This window comes from Fundidesulfovibrio magnetotacticus, assembly GCF_013019105.1.
Classification (GTDB): domain Bacteria; phylum Desulfobacterota; class Desulfovibrionia; order Desulfovibrionales; family Desulfovibrionaceae; genus Fundidesulfovibrio; species Fundidesulfovibrio magnetotacticus.
Window position 1 is genome coordinate 1 of record NZ_BLTE01000033.1, and the last position, 20,760, is coordinate 20,760.

General features: G+C 66.3%; 14 protein-coding genes. All 14 read right to left on the reverse strand.

Going from position 1 to position 20,760, the window contains the following annotated elements:
• Window positions 1–231: 231 nt before the first annotated feature.
• The 14 genes from NNJEOMEG_RS19900 to NNJEOMEG_RS19965 all read right to left on the reverse strand — a co-directional run bounded on the left by NNJEOMEG_RS19900 (window position 232) and on the right by NNJEOMEG_RS19965 (window position 19,657).
• Entirely contained in the window at window positions 232–1,140 is a 909-nt protein-coding gene (locus NNJEOMEG_RS19900; protein WP_173087229.1) for an MBL fold metallo-hydrolase, read from the reverse strand.
• A 145-nt stretch (window positions 1,141–1,285) separates the two neighbouring features.
• On the reverse strand, window positions 1,286–2,740 hold the full coding sequence (locus NNJEOMEG_RS19905; protein WP_173087230.1) for an NAD-dependent succinate-semialdehyde dehydrogenase: 1,455 nt from the start codon (window positions 2,738–2,740) through the stop codon (window positions 1,286–1,288).
• 266 nt (window positions 2,741–3,006) lie between these two features.
• Complete coding sequence (locus NNJEOMEG_RS19910) at window positions 3,007–3,663, reverse strand: CBS and ACT domain-containing protein (RefSeq protein ID WP_173087231.1); 657 nt, start codon at window positions 3,661–3,663, stop codon at window positions 3,007–3,009.
• 68 nt (window positions 3,664–3,731) lie between these two features.
• Window positions 3,732–6,707, reverse strand: coding sequence for a PEP/pyruvate-binding domain-containing protein (locus NNJEOMEG_RS19915; protein ID WP_173087232.1), 2,976 nt, complete (start codon window positions 6,705–6,707; stop codon window positions 3,732–3,734).
• 65 nt (window positions 6,708–6,772) lie between these two features.
• The gene (gene gdhA, locus NNJEOMEG_RS19920; RefSeq protein WP_173087233.1) at window positions 6,773–8,122 is read right to left on the reverse strand and encodes an NADP-specific glutamate dehydrogenase; all 1,350 of its coding nucleotides are present in this window, start codon (window positions 8,120–8,122) and stop codon (window positions 6,773–6,775) included.
• Window positions 8,123–8,215: 93 nt separating this feature from the next.
• Entirely contained in the window at window positions 8,216–9,988 is a 1,773-nt protein-coding gene (locus NNJEOMEG_RS19925; protein WP_173087234.1) for an aldehyde ferredoxin oxidoreductase family protein, read from the reverse strand.
• A gap of 8 nt (window positions 9,989–9,996) precedes the next feature.
• Window positions 9,997–10,707 carry an ABC transporter ATP-binding protein gene (locus NNJEOMEG_RS19930; RefSeq protein ID WP_173087235.1) on the reverse strand — a complete coding sequence of 237 codons (711 nt, stop codon included), beginning with the start codon at window positions 10,705–10,707 and terminating at the stop codon, window positions 9,997–9,999.
• The gene (locus NNJEOMEG_RS19935) at window positions 10,694–11,419 is read right to left on the reverse strand and encodes an ABC transporter ATP-binding protein (RefSeq protein WP_173087236.1); all 726 of its coding nucleotides are present in this window, start codon (window positions 11,417–11,419) and stop codon (window positions 10,694–10,696) included. Before NNJEOMEG_RS19935 ends, NNJEOMEG_RS19930 begins: the two co-directional genes overlap by 14 nt.
• Complete coding sequence (locus tag NNJEOMEG_RS19940; RefSeq protein ID WP_173087237.1) at window positions 11,416–12,435, reverse strand: branched-chain amino acid ABC transporter permease; 1,020 nt, start codon at window positions 12,433–12,435, stop codon at window positions 11,416–11,418. The genes NNJEOMEG_RS19935 and NNJEOMEG_RS19940 overlap by 4 nt, the downstream gene beginning before the upstream one ends.
• A 12-nt stretch (window positions 12,436–12,447) precedes the next feature.
• Window positions 12,448–13,332 (reverse strand): branched-chain amino acid ABC transporter permease, encoded by an 885-nt coding sequence (locus tag NNJEOMEG_RS19945; protein ID WP_173087238.1) that lies wholly within the window; start codon window positions 13,330–13,332, stop codon window positions 12,448–12,450.
• A gap of 66 nt (window positions 13,333–13,398) precedes the next feature.
• Complete coding sequence (locus tag NNJEOMEG_RS19950) at window positions 13,399–14,643, reverse strand: ABC transporter substrate-binding protein (RefSeq protein WP_173087239.1); 1,245 nt, start codon at window positions 14,641–14,643, stop codon at window positions 13,399–13,401.
• Between the two features lie 64 nt (window positions 14,644–14,707).
• The gene (gene gabT, locus NNJEOMEG_RS19955) at window positions 14,708–16,030 is read right to left on the reverse strand and encodes a 4-aminobutyrate--2-oxoglutarate transaminase (protein ID WP_173087240.1); all 1,323 of its coding nucleotides are present in this window, start codon (window positions 16,028–16,030) and stop codon (window positions 14,708–14,710) included.
• Between the two features lie 387 nt (window positions 16,031–16,417).
• Entirely contained in the window at window positions 16,418–18,157 is a 1,740-nt protein-coding gene (locus NNJEOMEG_RS19960; protein ID WP_173087241.1) for a sigma 54-interacting transcriptional regulator, read from the reverse strand.
• Window positions 18,158–18,283: 126 nt separating this feature from the next.
• On the reverse strand, window positions 18,284–19,657 hold the full coding sequence (locus tag NNJEOMEG_RS19965) for a glycerate kinase type-2 family protein (protein ID WP_173087242.1): 1,374 nt from the start codon (window positions 19,655–19,657) through the stop codon (window positions 18,284–18,286).
• Between the last annotated feature and the right edge of the window lie 1,103 nt (window positions 19,658–20,760).

Below are 20,760 nucleotides of genomic sequence, written 5' to 3' on the forward strand. Positions count from 1 at the left end.
GGGAGTGCAGAGGGCGTAGCCCTTTGCCCGCCGGAGGCATATTCTCCGACCGCCCTGCCGCTCCTCCCGGCGACGCGAAGCAATTGCCGGGGTCCGGGGCGGGGCCATATACGGGAGAGTGCAGAGAGGGCGGCGCCCTCTCCAGCGGGTCCAGGGCAGAGCCCTGCCGGGGGCCTGGGCGAAGCCCTGACCGCCGGAGTTCACTTCCGCGACCGCGCCAGCGCACGGCGTCTATTTGACCAGTTCGAATCCTTGTCCCGAGGCTTTGATCTTGTAGGTTTCGGGTCCGGGGACGTGCACGCCGGTGACGGTCCAGCCTTCCTTGGCCGCGCGCTCCAGCAGGGCCTTGCGGGCCTGGACGGCCTGGGCTGGGTCTGTATCGAAGGCGATGGCGATGTCTGGCCGAGGGAGTTGCAGTCCCATGGCGTGGAGCAGGTCTGCGAAGAAGAGCAGGTTCTGCCCGTTGGAGGAGAGGAGCAGGGCGATGTGCCCCGGGGTGTGCCCGTAGGCGGCGAGGGGGGTTGCGCCGGGGAGCAGTTCCTTGCCGGGCTCGAAGGTTTGCACCTTGCCGGGGTAGAGTGCCAGCATCTCGCGGGCGGTGGTGAAGGTGGAGCGGGCGCGTTCGGGGGCCTTGGCTTCGTTGTCGGGGTTGAGCCAGTAGTCGTATTCCGCTTTGGAGAGGTAGACAGTGGCGTTGGGATAGGCGGCCTTGCCGTCCAGGCCCAGTCCGCCGGTGTGGTCGCGGTGCAGGTGGGTGAGCACGATGTCCGTGACGGCTTCGGGCTTCACGCCCGCCTCGTCCATGGCTTTGGGCAGCCCGCCAGCGCCGGGGCCGAGGATCTTGCCGCCGCCGGTGTCCACCAGCACCACGCGGTCGCCGCTTTTGAAGAGCAGGACGTTGAGGGAGTTCAAGGTCTTGCCGTCGGGGTAGGCGGCCTTGACGGCTTCCTGCTTGTCGGGGGTGTCGGCGAGCAGGAGCTTGGCGTCCATTTCGCGGTATCCGTCGGAGAGGACGAAGGCCTTGATCGCGCCCACGTCGGCCTTGCCCAGCAGGGGCTGGGCGCAGCGGGCGGGAGTCGCGCCCAGGCAGCAGCACAGGGCCGCGAGCAGGCAGCCGGCGAACCATCCGGTAGCGGTCATGGAGGGGCTCCGTTGTTGGGGTTCGGGGATTCAGGAGCCAATTTATAGCCGGGTCCGCCGAAAACGCCAGACCTAATGAAGCCCGAAAAGGAATGGGAGCGGGACGCTCGCGCGTCCCGCCCCCGGAGAGGAGTATGGGATCGGATCAGACGCCGATGCCCATGAGCACGTATTTGGTGTCCAGGTAGTCCTGGATGCCTTCCTGACCGCCTTCGCGGCCCATGCCGGACTCCTTGACGCCGCCGAAGGGGGCCTCGGCCATGGCCAGGATCACCTCGTTGACGCCCACCATGCCGTATTCCAGGGCCTCGCTCACGCGCCATGCGCGGCCCAGGTCGTGGGTAAAGAGGTAGGAGGCCAGGCCCACGTCGGTGTCGTTGGCCATTTCCACGGCCTGTTTTTCGGTGGCGAAGGTGACGATGGGCGCGACGGGGCCGAAGATTTCCTCGCGGTAGACGCGCATGGAGGGGGTGACGCCCGCGAGCAGGGTGGGCTCGTAGAAGAGCCCGCCCAGGGCGTGGGGTTTCCCGCCAGCCAGCAGCCGCGCGCCGTGGACCAGGGCGTCGTCCACCAGGGCCTGGACGTGTTCCACTGCGGCCCGGTCGATGAGCGGCCCCTGGGTGACGCCGGGGATCAGCCCGCTGCCGGATTTGAGGACGGCCACCCTGGCCTGGAAGCGCTCCACGAAGGCATTGAGGGCGCTCTCCTGCACGAGCAGGCGGTTGGCGCAGATGCAGGTCTGGCCCGAATTGCGGAACTTGGAGATGAGCGCGCCCTCGGCGGCCTTGTCCATGTCGGCATCGTCGAAGACGATGAAGGGGGCGTTGCCGCCCAGTTCCAGGGAGACGCGCTTCACGGTGGCGGCGCACTGGGCCATGAGCTTCTTGCCCACTTCGGTGGAGCCGGTGAAGGAGATTTTGCGCACGCGCGGGTCCCCCGTGAGTTCGCCGCCGATGGCCGAGGCGCTGCCCGTGACCACGTTGAACACGCCCGCCGGGATGCCCGCCTCTTCGGCCAGGGCGGCCAGGGCCAGGGCGGAGTAGGGCGTTGCCGAGGCGGGTTTGACCACCACGGTGCAGCCAGCGGCCAGTGCCGGGGCGGCCTTGCGGGGGATCATGGCGAAGGGGAAGTTCCAGGGGGTGATGATGCCCGTCACGCCCACGGGGCGCGACATGGTCAGGGGGCGCTTGCCGGGGGCCGGGGAGGGGATCACGCGGCCGTAGAGCCTGCGGGCCTCCTCGGCGAACCAGGGGAAGTAGGACGCTCCCTGGAGTATTTCCCCCCTGGCCTCGGCCAGGGGCTTGCCCTGTTCCAGGGTGAGGATGGCGGCCAGTTCGTCGATGTTCTCCTTGATGAGGCGGTGCAGCGCGTGGAGGGGTTCGCCCCGCTCCAGGGGGCTGAGCGCCTGCCAGGCGGTCATGGCGCGCGCCGCCGAGGAGATGGCCAGGGAGGTTTCCTTGACCCCGCAACGGGGCACGGTGCCCAGCGTCTCGCCGGTGGCCGGGTTGGACACTTCCAGAACGCCGCCTTCCAAGGCCGGTGTCCATTGGCCGTCGATGTAGCAGAGGTTTTTCCAAAGTCTCAGGTCTTCAGGTCTCATGGTTGAACTCCGTGGCCCCTGAAGTCTGCCAATCTTCAGGGGTTGAATGGTGCGGCAGGCGGGCAGTCCGTCTCGCCGTATCCCGGATGCGCCGCAAGACCTCGTGTCTTTACCCTGAAAACAGAAAGCTGTTTTTAAAGATGATCTCAAAGCTTTTGAAGTGTCAGACCTCGTGTTGAAAGTGTTGGTAGAATTGAAACGCCCGGACCTGTCACGCTCCGGCTGGCCTCGAAGCGGGGCCGACCCGTGGGCCGGCCCCCGTCTCGTCAGTCCCTCACCCAGTAGAGCAGCTGGTGCCTGGCCTTGATGTGGTCGCGCAGGCGGTAGTCCTCGGCCTCGGTCATGGAGCGCAGGCGGATGTACACCCTGCGCTTGGATTCGTCACCCTGGTCCAGGTGCGACAGGATGCTGACGATCTTGGCGTCCTGGGCGCGCAGGTCGTCGATGAGCTGCTTGAGGTGTCCCTTCTCCACGGGCAGCACGGCGGCCAGATGGACGCCTCCCTGGTCCACGCCGCTGATCATGGTGAAGAGCCTGAAGATGTCCGTGGCGGTGATGATGCCCACCACCGCGTCGTAGCCGTCCACCACGGGCAGGCCGCCCACCTTGTTGTCGCGCATGATGGCGGCGGCGCGGGCCACGGAGTCGTCCGGGCGGATGGTGAGGGGCTTCTTCGTCATGATGTCGCGCACCTTGATCTCGGAGAGCAGGCGGGTCATGTCGTAGATGTCCAGGGAGGTGGCCTTGGAGGGGGAGGCGGCCTTGATGTCGCGCTCGGTCACGATGCCGATCAGGTGGCCGTCGGAATCCACCACGGGCAGGCGACGGATGCCACGCTGCTGCATGATGCGTCCGGCCTTGACCATGGAGACGTCTTCCGTGACGGTGGTGACGTCCTTGAGCATCCAGTCTCCGACAAGCATATATGACTCCTTTGTGAAGGCGTGTGCATGGCCGGGATATCCGGCGTTTCGTCCTCGTCAGTATCCGTTCATTCAGGCGTTCCGAGGGTCATCACGCACGCGGAGCGCCTGCTGTCGATCTTGATGGTCACCCCCTGCCGGGCGTGCACGTGCTTGAGGCGCCTGCCCTCGCCCAGCACGGGAAGGGACTCAATCCGCCGCCAGTCGAGGCGGTCCTCCGTGCCGTCGCTCACGGTCACGTAGGGGATGCCCAGTGAAGTGATGTTCTGGAAAAAGTGCGTCCCTTGCGAGGGGTCGGCCTTGATCAGCGCGTTCCGGCATTCCACGATGGCCCCCACCCCGGAGATGTGCCGCCACTGCACCGGGATGCCCAGCCAGCGGTCCGAGGTGCCCCAACGGCCGGGACCGATGAGCAGGTAGGGACGCCGCTCGGCGGAGAGCGCGGCGTTCACCGCGCCGATCTCCTCCGCGATGGACGCCGTATCCGCCGGATCGAAAGCCTCGGGCTTCACGAACACGATGTCCCTGATGTCGTCGCGCCTGCCGCTTCCCAGCGCGAGCCGGGAGCAGAGGAACGCGCCCGCGCGCTCCTCCGGGGTGATCTCGGCGTCGAAGCGGTCCGTGTCGATGGCCATGGGCCGCACCTGGAGCAGGTAGAAGGCGCAGCCGCGCGGGTTCTCCCGCCTGAGGTTCACCGCGAACTCCAGTTCCACCTCGCAGCCGGCCTTCTTGCGGAACAGCTCCAGGAGGCTGGAAAGCAGTTCCGGCAGTGGCGGCAGCCCGTGCTGGACGACCCGCGAGAACATGGCGACCCGGGGGCCAGAAGCCTCGAAGGAGTCCCGGATGCGGTTGTCGGCCGGGTCGTAGGCGCTCGTGCAGGCCATGACAGGGTAGTCGCCCAGGGCGTCGTGGATGTTCCTGCGCTCAAGGCGCACGTCCTCGCCGGGATTCGCGGCCCTCTCCGCACCGCCCAGGCGAAGCGACAGGAACTCCCGCTGGGTGTTGGCGAGCATGTCCGCCACGGAGGCGTACTGGGGCAGTATCTTCGGGTGCCGGGGCGAGAATCGGAAGGAGACGCCGCCCTCCACCACGGGCTTGCCGAAGCCGATGACCATGTGGGCGATGCCGTCCCCGGGGCGCATGCGCGAGACGGGGTAGTAGTTGTGGGACTGGGCCACGCCCGCGATGGACGGATAGAAATGGTCGCCGTGGCGCTCCCCCGCGATCTGCTGGACGGCCACGGCCATGGCCTCGTCCTGGGCGTGTCCGGCGGTGCTCCTGGCGAAGGCCTTGGGGCTCTGGAACCAGGTGGAGGCGTAGACCTGCTTGATGGCGTCCAGAAGCTGCCCGAGGCGCTCGTCCGCGTCGGGATGGTCGTTGGGGAGCATCACCGTGTCGTAGAGCCCGGCGTAGGGCTGGAACTGGGCGTCCTCCAGGAGGCTGGAGGAGCGCACCGCCAGGGGGTAGCCCACCTCCTCGAGGAATTTGCCCAGGTCCTTGACGATGGCCGGGGGCATCTTGCCCTTGCGGAAGGCCTCGGCCACCTCCGCATCGGAGAAACCGTCCCCAGCCAGGCGGCGCAGCCCGTTCAGGGCCAAGAACTCCTCGAACACGTCGGTGGCCAGCACCACGGTCTGCGGCACCTCCACGGAACACTCCGGGAAGCGCTCCACAAGCGCCCCGTTCTCGCCCAGCACCGAGGACATGAAGGCCAGGCCCCGCGCCTTGCCGCCCAGCGATCCGCTCCCGATCTTGGCGATGCTCAGGAGGTCCTGCTTGAAATCCTTGCGGTTGAAGCCCGCCACCACGCCCTTTTGCCGCCACTTGCGCACGAAATGGATGAGCCCGATGAGGTAGCCGCGCAACTCCCGCACGTTCTGGAAGAGCTCCGGCCGGAGCGCCCGGATGGCGGTGGCCAGCGGGATCTCGGAGCGCATCATCACCCAGTTGGCCAAGTCCTTCTTGTCGATGTGCAGGAGCAGAGACTCCTCCGGGATCACCGCGAGCTGCTCCTCCAGGGTGCGCAGCCTGTCCGCCCTGCCCGCCACGGCCCCGTCGGGCGTCCTGAACACGAATTCCCCGAAGCCCAGGCGCTCCAGAAAGAAATCCTGCACCTCCTCCACGAGCCCGGGGGAGTTCTTGTCCAGGAACGCGGCCGGTATGCCCCGCGCCTTGTGGCCGTTGGAGCTTTCGGAGCTCATGAGCAGGAGCGGCAGGTGGGGCATCTCCCGGCGCACGCGGGAGAGCAGCTCCACCCCGGCCTCGCGGTGGAGCCTGCCGTCCTTGGGGAAGCGGGTGTCCGAGATCACCCCGAGCAGGTTTTCCCTGTAGGTCTCGTAGAGACTGGCGGCCTCCTCGAACGTGCGCGCCAGCAGGATCTTGGGCCGGGTGCGCATGATGAGCAGGCGCTCCTCCTCGTTGACCCCGCATTCGAGCACGTTCTGGATCTGGCGGACGATCTGCTTGTAGAAGACGGGCAGGAGCCGGGAGTAGTAGAGCGGCGAATCCTCCACCAGGATGAGCACGCAGACGTGGGCGCGCCGGGTGTCGTGCTGCACGTTGAGCACGTCCTCGGTGCTCTTGATGATGGAGAGCAACAGGTCGGCGTTGCCGGACCAGATGAACACCTTGTCGATGCCCGGCAGGTCGGCGTTCTCGTCCGCCGTGCGCAGGGAGCGCAGGCCATGCGCCAGCAGGTAGACGGGCAGGGCTGGGTGGAGGCGCTTCACCCGCTCGCCGAAGCGGGCGGCGTCCATGTCCTCAAGGTGCGGCATGGTGATGACCAGGTCGAACTTCTTCCCGGCCAGCAGGTCCAGCGCGTGGAGCGCGGAGGAGGTGCGGGTGACGCGCGGAGGCTGCGAGAGGCTCAGGCCGCTGTATTCCGAGACGATGCGCGAGGCCAGCGTCACGTCCTCTTCGATGATGAAGGCGTCGTAACTGCTGGAAACGAGAAGGATCTCGTTGACCTTGTTGGCCATGAGCTCCAGGAAGGCCCTGAAGTCGAGCACGGCCACGCGAGACAGTTCGCGCTCGTCGAGTTTCATGCCCTCACCGCCCGTCCCGGCCGGGCCGGACGTTCCGCGTCCGGCGTCCGGCTGCTTTCCGGTTTCTAAACCAGGCCCTGGTCCAGCATGGCCTCCACCACCTTCCTGAACCCCGCGATGTTGGCCCCCGTCACGTAGTTGCCCGGCACTCCGGCGGCCTGGGCCGCGTCGGCGCAGGTGCGGTGGATGCTCTTCATGATCATGCGCAGCCTGTCGTCCACTTCTTCGCGGGGCCAGGCGATGCGCATGCTGTTCTGCGACATTTCCAGCCCGGACACGGACACGCCGCCCGCGTTGGCCGCCTTGCCCGGGCCGTAGAGGATGCGCTCCTGGAGGAAGAGGTTCACCCCGGCGGGGGTGGTGGGCATGTTGGCCCCTTCCGCCACCACCTTCACCCCGTTGTTCACCAGGTTCTGGGCGTCGGTTCCGTTGATCTCGTTCTGGGTGGCCGATGGAAAGGCGCAGTCGGCCTTGTGGTTCCAGAGGGGATCGCAGGTGCGGTTGGCCTCGCAGGCCGTGTAGACCGCCGTGGGATACTTCTGGGCGTACTCCTCGATGCGTCCGCGCCGGATGTTCTTGAGCTGCTTGACGAACGCGAGCTTCTCCCGGTCGATGCCCGCCTCGTCGTAGATGTATCCGGAGGAGTCCGAGAGGGTCACGGGCCTGGCTCCCAGGTCCAGGAGTTTTTCCACGGTGTACTGGGCCACGTTGCCGGAGCCCGACACCAGGCAGACCTTGCCCTCCAGGGTGTCGTTCCTGGAGGCCAGCATCTCGGCGCTGAAGTAGACGCAGCCGTAGCCCGTGGCCTCGGGGCGGATGAGGCTGCCGCCCCAGTTCAGGCTCTTGCCCGTGAGCACGCCCGAGAACTCGTTGGCCAGCTTCTTGTACATGCCGTAGAGATAGCCGATTTCGCGCGCGCCCACGCCGATGTCCCCGGCGGGCACGTCGATGAACTGGCCGATGTGCCGCCAGAGTTCCGCCATGAAGGCCTGGCAGAAGCGCATCACCTCGGAATCCGACTTGCCCTTGGGGTCGAAGTCGGAGCCGCCCTTGCCCCCGCCCATGGGCAGCGTGGTCAAGGCGTTCTTGAACACCTGCTCGAAGGCCAGGAACTTCAAAATGCCGAGGTTCACGGAGGGGTGGAAGCGCAGCCCCCCCTTGTAGGGACCGATGGCACTGTTCATCTGGACGCGGTAGCCCCGGTTCACGTGGACTTCCCCGGCGTCGTCCTCCCAGGTGACGCGGAACATCATCACCCGCTCAGGCTGGACCAGCCGTTCCAGGATCTTCGCCTTGCGGTACTCCGGGCGCATGTCCAAAAGCGGCTTGATGGACTCGAAGACTTCGCTGACCGCCTGATGGAATTCCTTCTCGTGCGGGTCCTGGCTTGTAACGAGGGCCATCAACGCTTCCATCTCATCCTCCTGCGGTGTGTTTCAGATGCGCGACATGCAGCCAGAGCGACACAAAGGCAATGCAACACGGATTCAGAGACAATCCGGGTGATGCTACAGGACAGCTCCAGGCCTCCCCTCGGCAGACCAGCCGCGGTGGCGGTAGTAGTCCTTGAGCATGTAGTCGAGCTCTTCTTCCTTCAGCGCGCGGCCGTCCGGCAGGGCCTCTTTGTGGAGTCGCCTGGGCAGCCGGTCGTCGGCGGGGGTGAGGCCCTCGCGCAGGTTGAAGGTTCGCGTCAGGTCCGAAACGTAGGCCGCGCGACGCCGCAGGGCCTCCTTGGAGGCATCCAGGCCGGTGACCAGGGGGATGATCTTTTCCAGCTCCTCCCAGGTGTAGAGGTCGCGGAAGAAGCGGCAGAGGATCAGGGTGTCGAAGATGGTCAACCGGTCCTCGTAGTCCACGAGCATTTCGGCCTTGCCCTCGATGGCGTCGGCGGGAATGAATCCGGCCAGCTCGGGCTTGTAGAAGGTGGTGCGCAGGTGGCAGGCCCCCCGGTCCGAGGTGGCGTAGGCCAGGCCCATGCCCTTGAGCACTCGGGGATCGTATCCCGGGGGCTCCATGCCCTTCACGTGGATGGCCAGGTCTTCCAGGCCCCAGTGCCGGGCGGCGGGCACGATGCCCTGGGAGAGCACCTCGCCCGCGCCGCGCCCCGCCGCCATGTCCTCGATCAGGCGCGCGGCGGCCTGGGCGTCGCCGTAGGCGATGTCCGTGAAGCCGCGTCCCTGGGCGTTGGCCTCCATGGCCAGGGCGCAGAGGTTTCCGGCGGTGATGGTGTCCATGCCCAGGCGGTCGCAGAGGTCGTTCAGGTAGACCACCTCGCCCATGTCCTCGATCATGCAGAGGCCGCCGAAGGCGTAGATGGTCTCGTACTCCGGGCCCTCCAGGGTGAGCCCGGCGTGGCGGCCGGAGCGCAGGGTGGCCATGCGTCCGCAGGCCATGAAGCACTTCAGGCAGGCGTGGGGCGTGACGTCGTGCTCCTTGTGGAAGGTCTCGCCGGAGATCTTCTCCCAGTGGGCGCAGTTGCCCTGGCTCCAGTATTTGGCCGGGAACGCGCCCACAGTGTTCATGAGGGCCACCATCATGGTGGTGCCCTGGGCGCGGTAGGCCTTCACGCCCTTGTTCTCCACGCCCGCCTTGGCGAAGGCGGCGGAGTAGGCGCGAAGCCCCTTGGCGTCGAAGGGCTCGCGCTTGCGGTCGCCCTGGAAGACCACGGCCTTCAGCCGCTTGGAGCCCATCACCGCGCCCACGCCCGCGCGGCCGGCGCAGCGCCACTTGTCGTTGGCGATCATGGCGAAACGCACCAGCCGCTCCCCGGCCGGGCCGATGACCACGGCCCCGGGCCTGCCGTGCTCGCGGCCGGGCAGGGCGAAGCGTTCCAGGGCGGCCTCTTCGGTCTGGTAGACATCCATGCCCCAGAGGCCGGAGGCGTCGTGGAACTCGCAGCCCTCGGGATGGATGCGCAGGGCCAGGGGCGCGTCGGCCGCGCCCTCCAGGACCACGGCGTCGAAACCGGCGGCGTCCAGGGCCTCGGGGGTGCGCCCGCCCGAGTAGGACTCGGCGTAGAAGCCCGTGAGGGGCGACTTGGTGAACACGCCGTAGCGGCTGCCGCCCCAGGCCGTTCCGCCGCAGAAGGGCCCGGCCGCGAAGATCAGGCGGTTTTCCGGGCCCAGGGGGTCGGCCCCGGCGGGGTTGCGCTCCAGGAGCAGGCGGGTGGCCAGTCCCTTTCCGCCCAATCCGGCCTCCAGCACCTCGTCGCTCGCGGGTTCCACGGCGAAGGTGCGCCGGGTGAGGTCCACGGTGAGGATACGGTTGTGGAATCCGTGCATGCTCGCTCCTACATGCCCAGGTAGGCCGACTTGATGTGCTTGTTGTCGATGAGTTCCTTGGCCGCGCCTTCCAGGGCCACGCGGCCGTGCTCCAGCACGTAGCCCCGGTCGGAAAGGCTGAGCGAGTGGTGCACGTCCTGCTCCACCAGGAGCACGGTGGTGCCCGTGTCGGCGATCCTGCGCAGGGTCTCGAAGATGGACTTCACCAGGATGGGGGCCAGGCCCAGGGAGGGTTCGTCCAGCATGAGCAGCCCCGGCAGGGCCATGAGTCCCCGGCCGATGGCCACCATCTGCTGTTCGCCGCCCGAGAGGGTCATGGCCATCTGTTCGCGCCGTTCCAGGAGGCGTGGGAGCAGGTCGTAGACCTGGCGCAGGGTCTTGTCGCGCAGTTTGAAGGCGCGCTTGTTGTAGGCCCCGATCTCCAGGTTGTCGGCCACGCTCATGAGCGAGAAGAGCCTGCGGCCCTCGGGCACGTGAACGATGCCCTTTTCCACGATCTTCTCCGGCGGCATGGCCTCGATGCGCTCGCCCCGGAAGGTGATGGCCCCGGCGCGCGGGGGAACGAGCCCCGAAAGGGCCTTGAGCAGCGTGGACTTGCCCGCGCCGTTGCCCCCGATGATGGACACCACCTCGCCCTCGTGCACCTCCAGGGAGAGATCGTGGACCACCTGCACGTCTCCGTAGAAGACGTCGATGTTTTCCACCTTAAGCAGCGTCATATTCCCTCCCGAGATAGGCCTTGATGACGTTCTCGTCGCGGGTCACGTCCTCGGGCTTGCCCTCGGCGATCTTCTCCCCGAACTGGATGACCACAACACGGTCGGAAAGTGCCATCACGGCGCGCATGATGTGCTCGATGACGAACACCGTGACGCCCTTGTCGCGCAGCGTCTTGATGATGGCGATCATGTCGTCCACCTCGGTGGGGCGCAGCCCGGCCATCACCTCGTCCAGGAGCAGGAGCTTGGGGTCCGTGGCCAGGGCCTTGGCGATCTCCAGGCGCTTGCGGTCCGCGATGGTCAGGTTTCCCGCCAGCTGGTGGGCGCGGTGGTCCAGGAGCAGGGTCTCCAGGACGTGCATGGCGCGGTCGCGGGCTCGGGCGGTGGAGCGTTCGCGCAGGAAGGCCCCCACCATCACGTTGTAGAGCACGGTCTTGGCGCCGAAGGGCTTCACGATCTGGAAGGTGCGGGCCAGGCCCATGTCGCAGAGGTCCCAGGGTTTCTTGCCCGCGATGGAGGTGCCGTTGAAGAGGATATCCCCCTGGGTGGGCGGGAAAACCCCGGCCACGCAGTTGAACAGGGTGGACTTGCCCGCGCCGTTGGGTCCGATGAGGCCCAGGATCTCTCCGGTGGCGATGTGCAGGTCCAGATCGTGCACGGCGGTGAGGCCGCCGAACCGCTTGGTGACTCCCTTGACGTCCAGGATGTTCATCGCGCGCCTCCCTGCCCGGCGGCTTCGGGCTTGGTGATCTTGGCGGCCAGCCTGTCGTAGAGCCTGGCCAGGGTGGGGGTGAGCCCCTTGGGCTGGTAGAGCATGACGAGGATCAGGATGGTTCCGAAGATCACCAGATGCAGGCCCGGGAGCTGGTCCGAGAGGTAGATGCGGGTGAACTCGTTCAGGGGCCGCAGGGCCAGCGCGCCGATGAGCGGACCGGCGATGGTGCCGCGCCCGCCGATGAGGGCGATGAAGGCGATCTCGAAGGAGAGGTCCAGGCCCAGGAGCCCCTTGGGGTAGAAATAAAGCATGAGCTGGGCGTAGAACGTGCCCGCCAGGGCCGTGAGGAACGAGCTCAGGGCCATGGCCATGAGCTTGTAGCGCGCCACGTTGATGCCCAGGGCCTCGGCGGCCTCGGGCTCCTCGCCGCCCGCGGCCAGGTAGTAGCCCATGCGCGAGCGCGAGATGAACCACGTGAGGGCCAGCACCAGCACGAGCATCACCAGGATGATGTAGTAGTAGGGCTCCTTGTGCATGAACTGGTAGTTCCAGAAGGAGTCGCCCTTGAGGGGGATGAGCAGCCCCCGGGGGCCGTTCAACTTGATGGGCCCCAGCATGTCGATGTTCTCGATCATCACGCGGAATCCTTCCGCGAAGGCGATGGTGCACAGAGCGAAGTAGGCCCCGCGCATGCGGAAGGTGGGCTTGCCGATGAGCACCCCCACCAGCGCGGCGATCACCCCGCCCACGAGCATGCCGATCCAGGGAGAGATGCCGTATTGCAGCGTAAGCACCGTGGAGGTGTAGGCCCCGATGCCCACGAACACGGCGTGGCCCATGGGCAGAACGCCCGCGAAACCGCCCACCAGGTTCCAGGCCGTGGTGAGGTAGGCGTAGAAGAAGAGCAGAATGAGGATCTGCAGGTACGTGGGGCTCTGCACCACCAGGGGCAGCCCGAAGCTGACCAGGGCGGCCAGGACCAGGAGGATTGCGTCCAGTTGTTTCCGGCTCACGATGGTCACCTCCTACCAGTCCTGTTTGTGGCCGAATAAGCCGGAAGGTTTCACGAAGAGGATCACCAGGAAGATGGCGTAGATGATGGCCTCGGTCCAGGTGGAGGGCATGAACTGGGAGAACACCGACTCGATGAGCCCCACGATCACGCCGCCGATCATGGCCCCCTGAATGCTGCCCAGGCCGCCCAGCACCACGATGATGAAGGCCCGGATGTCGAAGACCACGCCCACGGAGGGGTAGACGTAGTAGAAGGGGATGATCACGCATCCGGCGATGCCCGCGATGGCCGTGCCGATGCCGAAGGCGTGGTTGTAGATGCGGTACTGGTCGATGCCCATGAGGTTGGCGGCCTCGCGGTCCAGGCTGGTGGCCTGGAGGGCCTTGCCGGTGCGGGTCTTCTTCATGAAGAGCGCCAGCCCCACGGCCGTGAGGATGGAGATCACGAAGCCCGAAAATTTGGGGATGGAGACGATGATGTCTCCCAGGGTGAAGCTCGTGCCGGTGATGGCCGTGCGCACGGTGCGGTATTCCGCGCCGAAGAGCATGAGGGCCAGGTTGTCCAGCACGTACCAGACGCCCGTGGTGACGATGATCACCGTGAGCGGTTCGCGGACCTGGCGCTCGGCCCGGAACACGGGCTTGATGAGCAGGTCCTGCATGAAATAGCCGAAGAAATAGAGCAGGGGGGGCACCACGAGGAGCGCCAGATAGGGGTGCATGCCCGTGAGCTTGATCAGCCAGTAGGCGCTGAACATGCCCACCATGAGCAGGGAGCCGTGGGCGAAGTTCACCACCTTCATCACCCCGAAGATCAGGGTGAGGCCCAGGGCCGTAAGCCCGTACATGGCCCCCATCATGGCGCCGTTGAGCACCGCTTGGATCACAGCGGTCATTGGTCGTCTCCGGGAGTGATGCCCCCCGGGGCGCGCGGGCGACCCGGGGGGCGTTGAACGGACGGGCTACTTGTTGGCGGGGAACACCGGGGTGTACCCGGCGCGGCGGGCGGCCTTGGGCCACACGGTGACGCGGTCGAGCTTGCCGTCCACCTCGGCCACCTGGACGATGACGATGCCGGCGTTCTTGTTCTGGCCGTTCTCGTCGAACTCCACGCCGTCGTAGGAGACGATCATGGCCGGGCCGGTGGTGAGCTTGGTGGCGGCCAGGGCGTCGCGGACCTTCTTGGGGTCGGTGGAGGCGGCGCGTTCCAGGGCGTCGGCGATCACGTACATGGCGGCGTAGGCGTCAACGGACTCGCCGGTGAGGTCGTAGCCGTACTTCTTCTTGAACTTCTCGTTGGTGGCCTTGGCGCCGGGCTTGTTCACGTCGGTGTTCCACTCCACCTCGTCGAAGAGGTAGAGGCCGTTCTTGGCCACGTTCTCAAGGAACTTGGGGTCGGCATGGCCGCCGCCGGAGGCGATGATGGCCTTGGGCTTCACCTTCATCTCGGCCATGGTGTTGGTGAGCAGGATGGCGTCGGAGGCGTTGGAGACGAGCATCACCACGTCGGGGTTGGCGCTCTTGAGCTTGGTGACGACGGGGGTGAGGTCGGTGGCGGTGGAGGGGTAGGGCTCGTCCAGGACGATCTGGTAGCCTTCCTTCTTGGCCAGGTCGCGCCACTTCTCGGCAAAGCCGGTGCCCCAGTCGCCGTTCTCGAAGACGAAGGCGATGGTCTTCATCTTCTGGCCGGTTTCCTCCTGGATGTCCTTGAGGAAGCGGAACTGGTCGCGCACCCACCAGGAGTCCTTGGCGGCGATGCGGAAGACATACTTGAAGCCGCGCTCGGTGATGGTGTCGCGCACGGCAACGGGAACCACGAAGGGGATGCCGTAGCGCTCGGCGGTCTGGGTGGCGGGGTAGGTGACGGCCGAGTTCCAGCAGCCGGTCATGATGTTCACCTTTTCGGTGTTGATCAGGCGCTCGGTCTCGGAGACGCCCACGGTGGGGTCGCTCTTGGAGTCGGCGTAGACCAGCTCCAGCTTGGCTCCGCCCAGGCTCTTGATGCCGCCTGCGGCGTTGATTTCCTCGATGGCCATCTCGCGGGCCTGCTTGCCCTGCACGCCCACCGAGGCCGAGGGGCCGGAGAGGGGTTCGACGTTGCCGATCTTGATGCTCTTCTGGGCCAGGGCCTGGGTGGAGAGACCGGCGGTGAGGAGCGCCGCCGCGAGGAGTCCGGTGAGTTTTCTGCCGAAAGACGCCGTGTTCATGCTCAACTCCCTTCGTTGTGGGTTGTCGCGCGTTTGCCTGGTTCCTTAGCCTTTGGGGGAGCGCCTACAGGCGGCCCTTGGCGATCTCCTGGAAGCCCTCTTCCAGGATGGCCAGGCCGCGTTCGAGCTGCTCGTCGGTGATCACCAGGGGCATGAGCGTCCTGATGACGTTGCCGTGTGTGCCGCAGGAGAGGAGCAGAAGCCCCCTGTCCACGCAGTATTTCACCAGCGCCTTGGCCTGGGCCATGGCCGGGGTCTTCTTTTCGCGGTCGGTCACCAGTTCCAGGGCGCGCATTGGCCCCAGGCCGCGTTCCTCGCCGATGATCTCGTAGCGCTCCATCCACTGCGCGAAGCGGGCCTGGAGGGTGGCCCCCAGTGTGCGGGCGCGCTCCAGGAGTTTTTCCTCCTCGAAGACCTCCAGAACGGCCAGGGCCGCGCGGCAGGAGACGGGGTTGCCGCCGTAGGTGCCGCCGGTGCCCCCGATCTGGGGCGCGTCCATGATCTCGGCGCGTCCCACCACGCCGGAGATGGGCATGCCGCCGCCCATGGACTTGGCCACGGTGACCAGATCCGCCGCCACGCCGTGGTGGGTCATGGCGAAGTATTCGCCGGTGCGTCCGAAGCCGGTCTGCACCTCGTCGGCCACGTAGACGATGCCGTTGGCGCGGCAGATGGCCGAGAGCTTCTCGAAGTAGCGGGTGGGCGGGGTGACGAAGCCGCCCTCGCCCAGAACGGGTTCGGCCACCAGGCAGGCGACGGACTCGGCGGCGGCGTGCCCGATGAAGAAATCGTTCAGGAGGTCCGCGCAGGCCGCGTCGCAGGTCTTGCGGTCGAGGCCTATGGGGCAGCGGTAGCAGTAGGCGTAGGGCATGCGATAGACTTCGGGGGCGAAGGGACCAAAGCCGAACTTGTAGGGCTTCACCTTGCTGGTCATGCTCATGGTGAGCAGAGTGCGCCCGTGGAAGCCGCCCTCGAAGACGATCACGCCCTGGCGCTTGGTGTGGCTGCGCGCGATCTTCACCGCGTTCTCCACGGCCTCGGCCCCGGAGTTGGCCAGGATGGCCATCTTCTCGAAATCCCCGGGGGCCAGGGTGCAGAGCTTCTCGGCCAGGCGGATGTAGGGCTCGTACATCACGATGTGGAAACAGGTGTGGATGTACTTGTCGGCCTGGTCCTTCACGGCGGCGGAAACCTTGGGATGGCAGTGGCCCACGTTGACCACGCCGATGCCGCCCGCGAAGTCGATGAGTTCGCGCCCGTCCATGTCGGTGATCACGGCGCCGGAGGCTTTGGCGGCCAGGAAGCGGGTTACGTTGAAGGGACCTTTGGGGACGTAGCGGTCGCGCAGTGCCAGGAGCTCTTGGGTCTTGTCGGTGTGTTGTGCCACAGGGTGTCCTCTCGCACGGGGTTGATGGGTCGGGCTCGTGCCCCGCCGTTGACGAAAAAGCCAAGCTGGATGAGCAAGAAGCAAGCCAGGATGCGCGAGAGACAATAAAGCGTTTGCTTACGAGCTGTTACTATACAAACTCCAAACAGAACCAAGGCCAAATGATGCGAGCATGAATCAAGTATATCAAAAAAATGCAAAAAACCGAATAGTTATAAACGATGCACAAATGAATCAAATATCTTTAACGAAATTGACAATTTCCATTTCAATTTGCCTCGGCCCGGAGCAGGAGGCCCACCGCGTCCGCCATGCACGACAAGGGCTCGCAGGCACTGACACTTGATCTTCAAGTTCCAGTCCGTCTGATTCGTTATTGAAGCCCGGTCATGATTCAGAAATGAATCGGCCGGGTTTGATGCCGTACCGGGCCAGCTTGCGCACCACCGTGGACTGGCTCACCCCCAGAAGCGTCGCCATCTCCCGGGTGGTGCGGCAGCGCGCGGCCGCCTGGCGCAGCGCCCGCGCACTGGCCTGGTCCGCAGACTCGGCGAGACCGCGCGGCTGGGCCTCTCCCAGTGCGCCGCCTCCCGGTCCCAGGGCCTCCTGCACGGCCTCGGTGAGGTCGTCGCCCTCGCTCATCACGAAGGCCTTCTGGATGATGCCCACCAGCTCGCGCACGTTGCCCGGATAGTCGTGGGCCTCCAGCAGGCGCATGGCCTTGGGCGTGAGCCGCTTGGCCTTGGCGTAGCGCGCGTTGCAGGCCGCCAGGTAGAACTCCGCCAGCCCGAAGATGTCCTCCCGGCGCTCCCGCAGCGGCGCGATGCGCACGATGAAGGTGTTGAGCCGGAAGAAGAGGTCCTTGCGGAAGCGTTTCTGGTCCACCAGGCGCTCCAGGTCGCAGTTGGTGGCGGCCACCACCCCGCACTCCACCACCTTGGACTCCGCCCCGCCCAGGCGGCGCAGCTCGTGGTCGTCCAGGTATTTGAGGAGCTTGGCCTGCACCGAGAGCGGGATGTCGCCCACCTCGTCCAGGAAAAGGGTGCCGCCCCGGGCCAGCTCGATGAGCCCGGCCTTGCCCTGCTTGAGCGCCCCGGTGAAGGCCCCCTTCTCGTAGCCGAAGAGTTCGGCCTCGAAGAGGTTCTCCGGCACGGCCGGGCAGTTGATGGGGATGAAGGGCTTCTTGGCCCGGGGGCTGTGCTGGTGCACGAACTTGGCCAGGAGCCCCTTGCCCGTGCCGGATTCCCCCAGGATGAGGATGCGCGAGGCGTCCATGTGCGCGAGTTTCAAAAGCGCGTGCAGGCAGTGGCGCATGGAGGGGCTCTCGGCCACCACGTCCTTCTGGCGCAGCTCCAGCATGGAGAGCTCCGCGATCTCGTGGCGGTAGCGCTCCTCCACCTTGCGCGCGTTCTGAAGCCCCTCGCGCAGGGCGTTGAGTTCCGTGACGTCGCGCTCGTTGACCACCACCATGGCGATGGTTCCGTCCGGGCCGAACACCGGCGAGCCCGTCACCAGGAGCTGCTTGCCCGTCTTGGTGATGCGCTGGATGATGCTGGACTGGCGCCTGTGGCGCAACACGTCCAGGGTGACCGAGTGGTCCACTAGGCCTTCGTCCAGGATGCAGCGGATGCTGCGGCCCACGTAGTCGGAGGCCTCCACGGAGTTGAGCCGCTGGGATTCCCGGTTGATGTCCAGGATCACGCCGCTGCCGTCGCAGATCCAGATGCCCTCGGAGACCGAATCGAGCACGGCCCGCAGCTGGATCTCAGGCACGGGCAGCGAGCCCTCTGGCAGGGCGTCGTCCAGGAGCAGGGCCGCGCCCACGATGGCCCCGTCGCGCACGATGGGCCAGGCCTGGGCCGCCAGGCGGCGTTCCCCGGCCTCCAGGACGCGGGAGGTGCGGCGTTCTTCCTCCAGGCAGTCGCGCAAGAGGGGCAGCAGCTCCGGCGGCGTCTGGCCCGGGGGCGACTCCAGGCCCAGGATGCGGGCCGCGCTGGGGTTGGCGGAGACGGGCCGCAGGTCGCGGTCCACGGTGAAGAGGCCCTTGCCGAGACTGCGCAGGGCGTCCCCCTCGTCGAAGGGGGGCTTGCCGCGCCGCGAGCGTGCGGGAGCGCCGGGGTTTGCCATGTTTGGAAAATGCCCCGAAACCGTCCCGCCCGCAAGAGGGGGGCGGTCGGCGGAGGAGGACGACGGAAAGGAAAGCGCGCCAGGACGCCATGGCGTCCCGGCGCGCGGGCGTGCGGGGCGGGCCGGCTAGGGCGAAACGATCACCATGTGCAGGTCGCAGACGTTGGTCATGGTGGGGCCTGTCTTGAGCAGGCGCCCGATGCGCTCGAAGAAGTGGTAGGAGTCGTTGTCGCGCAGCGAGGCGTTGATGGAGAGTCCGGCCGCGTGGGCCATTTCCACCAGCTCCGCCGAGGCGAAGGCCCCGGCGGCGTCGGTGGGGCCGTCGGTGCCGTCGGTGGAGGCGGAGAGGAAGAAGATGTCGGCCCCCTTGAGCTCGTCGCGGGCCAGCTCGGCCAGGAAGGCCAGGGCCATCTCCTGGTTGCGCCCGCCCTTGCCCTCGCCCTTGAGGGTGACCACGGTCTCGCCTCCGGCGATGATGCAGGCGGGCTTTTTCACAAGCAGCTCGGTCTTGCGCACATCCTTGGCGATGCCCCAGAGAAACTTGGCCGCCTCGCGCGATTCGCCGGTGAGGGCGCAGGTGAGGGCGGCCGTGTTGTAGCCCAGGGAGCGGGCAGTCTCGCAGGCCGCGGTGAGCGCCGCCTGGTTGGAGCCGATGAGGATGTTGGAGGCCAGTTCCGTGGCCGGGTCGCCGGGCTTGGTGGTCTCCTCGATGCGGCCCTGCACGCCCAGCTCCAGGGTGCGCAGCACGTTGGCCGGGGCCTTGTCCTGGAGCTGGTACTTCTCGATGATGGCCATGGCCTCTTCGAAAGTGGTCTCGTCGTGGCTTGTGAGGCCCGAGGCGATGGTGTCCAGGCGGTCGCCCACCACGTCGGAGAGGATGAAGTTGAGGCTGCGCGCCGGGGCCATGAGCTTGAGGAGCCTGCCGCCCTTCACGGCGGAGATGTGTTTGCGGATGCAGTTGATCTCGCCGATGTCCGCCCCGCAGGCCAGGAGCGCCCGGGTCATGTTCTGCTTGTCCTCCAGGGTGAGGCGCAGGGGGCCTTCGGGGAGGTCCAGGGAGATAGGGCAGGGCAGCAGGGCGGAGCCGCCGCCCGAGACGAGGTTGAGCACCAGGGTCTTGGCGTCGGCGGCGCGCACCAGGTCCGCGATGCGCTGGGCCGCGCCCACGCCCTGCTCATCAGGGGTGGGATGGCCCGACTCCACCACCTCGATGTGCTTCAGGGGCTCGGCGTGGCCGTATTTCACGGAGAGGAGCCCGGAGTGGATCCTGTCGCCCAGGATGTCCTCCAGGGCCTTGCCCATGCGCGCCGAGGCCTTGCCCGCGCCCAGCACGAGCACGCGCTCGAAGCGGTCCAGGTCCACCTCGTGGCGCTCGTCCTCGAACGAAACCAGAAGCCTGGAGCCCTCCAGGCGCACGTGGTTCACGATCATCTTGTAGGGATCGACCCTGTCCAGGGCCGCTTGGAACATCTGGGTGAGGTGCTCGAACGGACGCGGCATGGAGCGGTCTCCTTGGTGTGTCCCCGTGGGAGCGGGGCGTCCGGCGCGGGGCCGGGTCGCGGGGGAAGGCCCGGGGGCCGCCGCCCGGCGGGCGGCCGCCCTTTCATAGCCTGATCCGCCTACGAAGGGAACCCGTGCCCGCGCCCGGCCGGGCGACTCAATAGAAACCTTCCAAGGCCGTCAGGGCCAGGGCGGTGGCGATGTATCCGTAGACGGCGGCCTCGGTCAGCAGGGTGATGGCTCTCTTCATGGTCCGTACCTCTCGTGGTGTGTCCGGCAGCGTTTACGGGACAGTCCCGCCTGGGAGCGAACCGGTTACAGGCGATGTGGGGCGGCGCTGCCCGTGCTGTCAGCGGCTCCTTCTCCGGGGGGAGCATCGTCCGCGTGCAGGTGAAGTGTCCGCGCTGCCGGTCGCCACGGTGCCGGAGGACTAACGCCAGCCCGTGAAGTCGGTGCTGGTGGCATTGAAACACGCTCCACCTCGTGACGGGGAGAAGGGCATGGGCCAAGTGCTTCAAGCAACCGGCACGGCTCAACGGGGCTCATGAGCGCAGCGTCCGCACCCATCGACAACGCAGCGTCTCTGTAAAATCCCATCCGATACTTCTTGGAGCTGTCCATGGCGACCACTCGCAAGGCACTTGAAACTGCCTTTACATCATGGATGACTTGAAGCGGTGACTTTTTGTGACGGAAAATATCCATGAGAAGCACGTCTGGACTGAAGGATTCGACATGCTCTAAATGCCTGCCGTGACTCGTGACTTGAACAAGATGCCCGTGGCCGATGAGAAAATGCCGAACAGATTGGACCTCGTGTTCATCATCTGCTATGATGAGAACTTTCAAGGCGCTTCCTCGCTTTGGCTGGTTGTCACTCACGAAAGACTGACAACTCGAATCTAGTAGGGATAAATACAGCAGTCAGTCAACTCAACGACTCCCTACTTTGATGGAGCCATGCCGTACGGAATTGGTTACACATCTGGCTTTTCTTCCTGAAATATATTGACATTTTATCTTGCACACCCTCCAGCATGTGGTATCCCTCCAGGCAAAACACGGAGGGCAGCCACATGGACATGAGCATCATCTTCGACACC

Coding starts and splice junctions, on each gene's coding strand:
- NNJEOMEG_RS19900 (WP_173087229.1), bottom strand. CDS start 1,140: ATGACCGCTACCGGATGGTTCGCCGGCTGCCTGCTCGCGGCCCTGTGC.
- NNJEOMEG_RS19965 (WP_173087242.1), bottom strand. CDS start 19,657: ATGCCGCGTCCGTTCGAGCACCTCACCCAGATGTTCCAAGCGGCCCTG.
- NNJEOMEG_RS19960 (WP_173087241.1), bottom strand. CDS start 18,157: ATGGCAAACCCCGGCGCTCCCGCACGCTCGCGGCGCGGCAAGCCCCCC.
- gdhA (WP_173087233.1), bottom strand. CDS start 8,122: ATGGAAGCGTTGATGGCCCTCGTTACAAGCCAGGACCCGCACGAGAAG.
- NNJEOMEG_RS19925 (WP_173087234.1), bottom strand. CDS start 9,988: ATGCACGGATTCCACAACCGTATCCTCACCGTGGACCTCACCCGGCGC.
- NNJEOMEG_RS19915 (WP_173087232.1), bottom strand. CDS start 6,707: ATGAAACTCGACGAGCGCGAACTGTCTCGCGTGGCCGTGCTCGACTTC.
- NNJEOMEG_RS19935 (WP_173087236.1), bottom strand. CDS start 11,419: ATGAACATCCTGGACGTCAAGGGAGTCACCAAGCGGTTCGGCGGCCTC.
- NNJEOMEG_RS19905 (WP_173087230.1), bottom strand. CDS start 2,740: ATGAGACCTGAAGACCTGAGACTTTGGAAAAACCTCTGCTACATCGAC.
- NNJEOMEG_RS19950 (WP_173087239.1), bottom strand. CDS start 14,643: ATGAACACGGCGTCTTTCGGCAGAAAACTCACCGGACTCCTCGCGGCG.
- NNJEOMEG_RS19945 (WP_173087238.1), bottom strand. CDS start 13,332: ATGACCGCTGTGATCCAAGCGGTGCTCAACGGCGCCATGATGGGGGCC.
- NNJEOMEG_RS19910 (WP_173087231.1), bottom strand. CDS start 3,663: ATGCTTGTCGGAGACTGGATGCTCAAGGACGTCACCACCGTCACGGAA.
- NNJEOMEG_RS19930 (WP_173087235.1), bottom strand. CDS start 10,707: ATGACGCTGCTTAAGGTGGAAAACATCGACGTCTTCTACGGAGACGTG.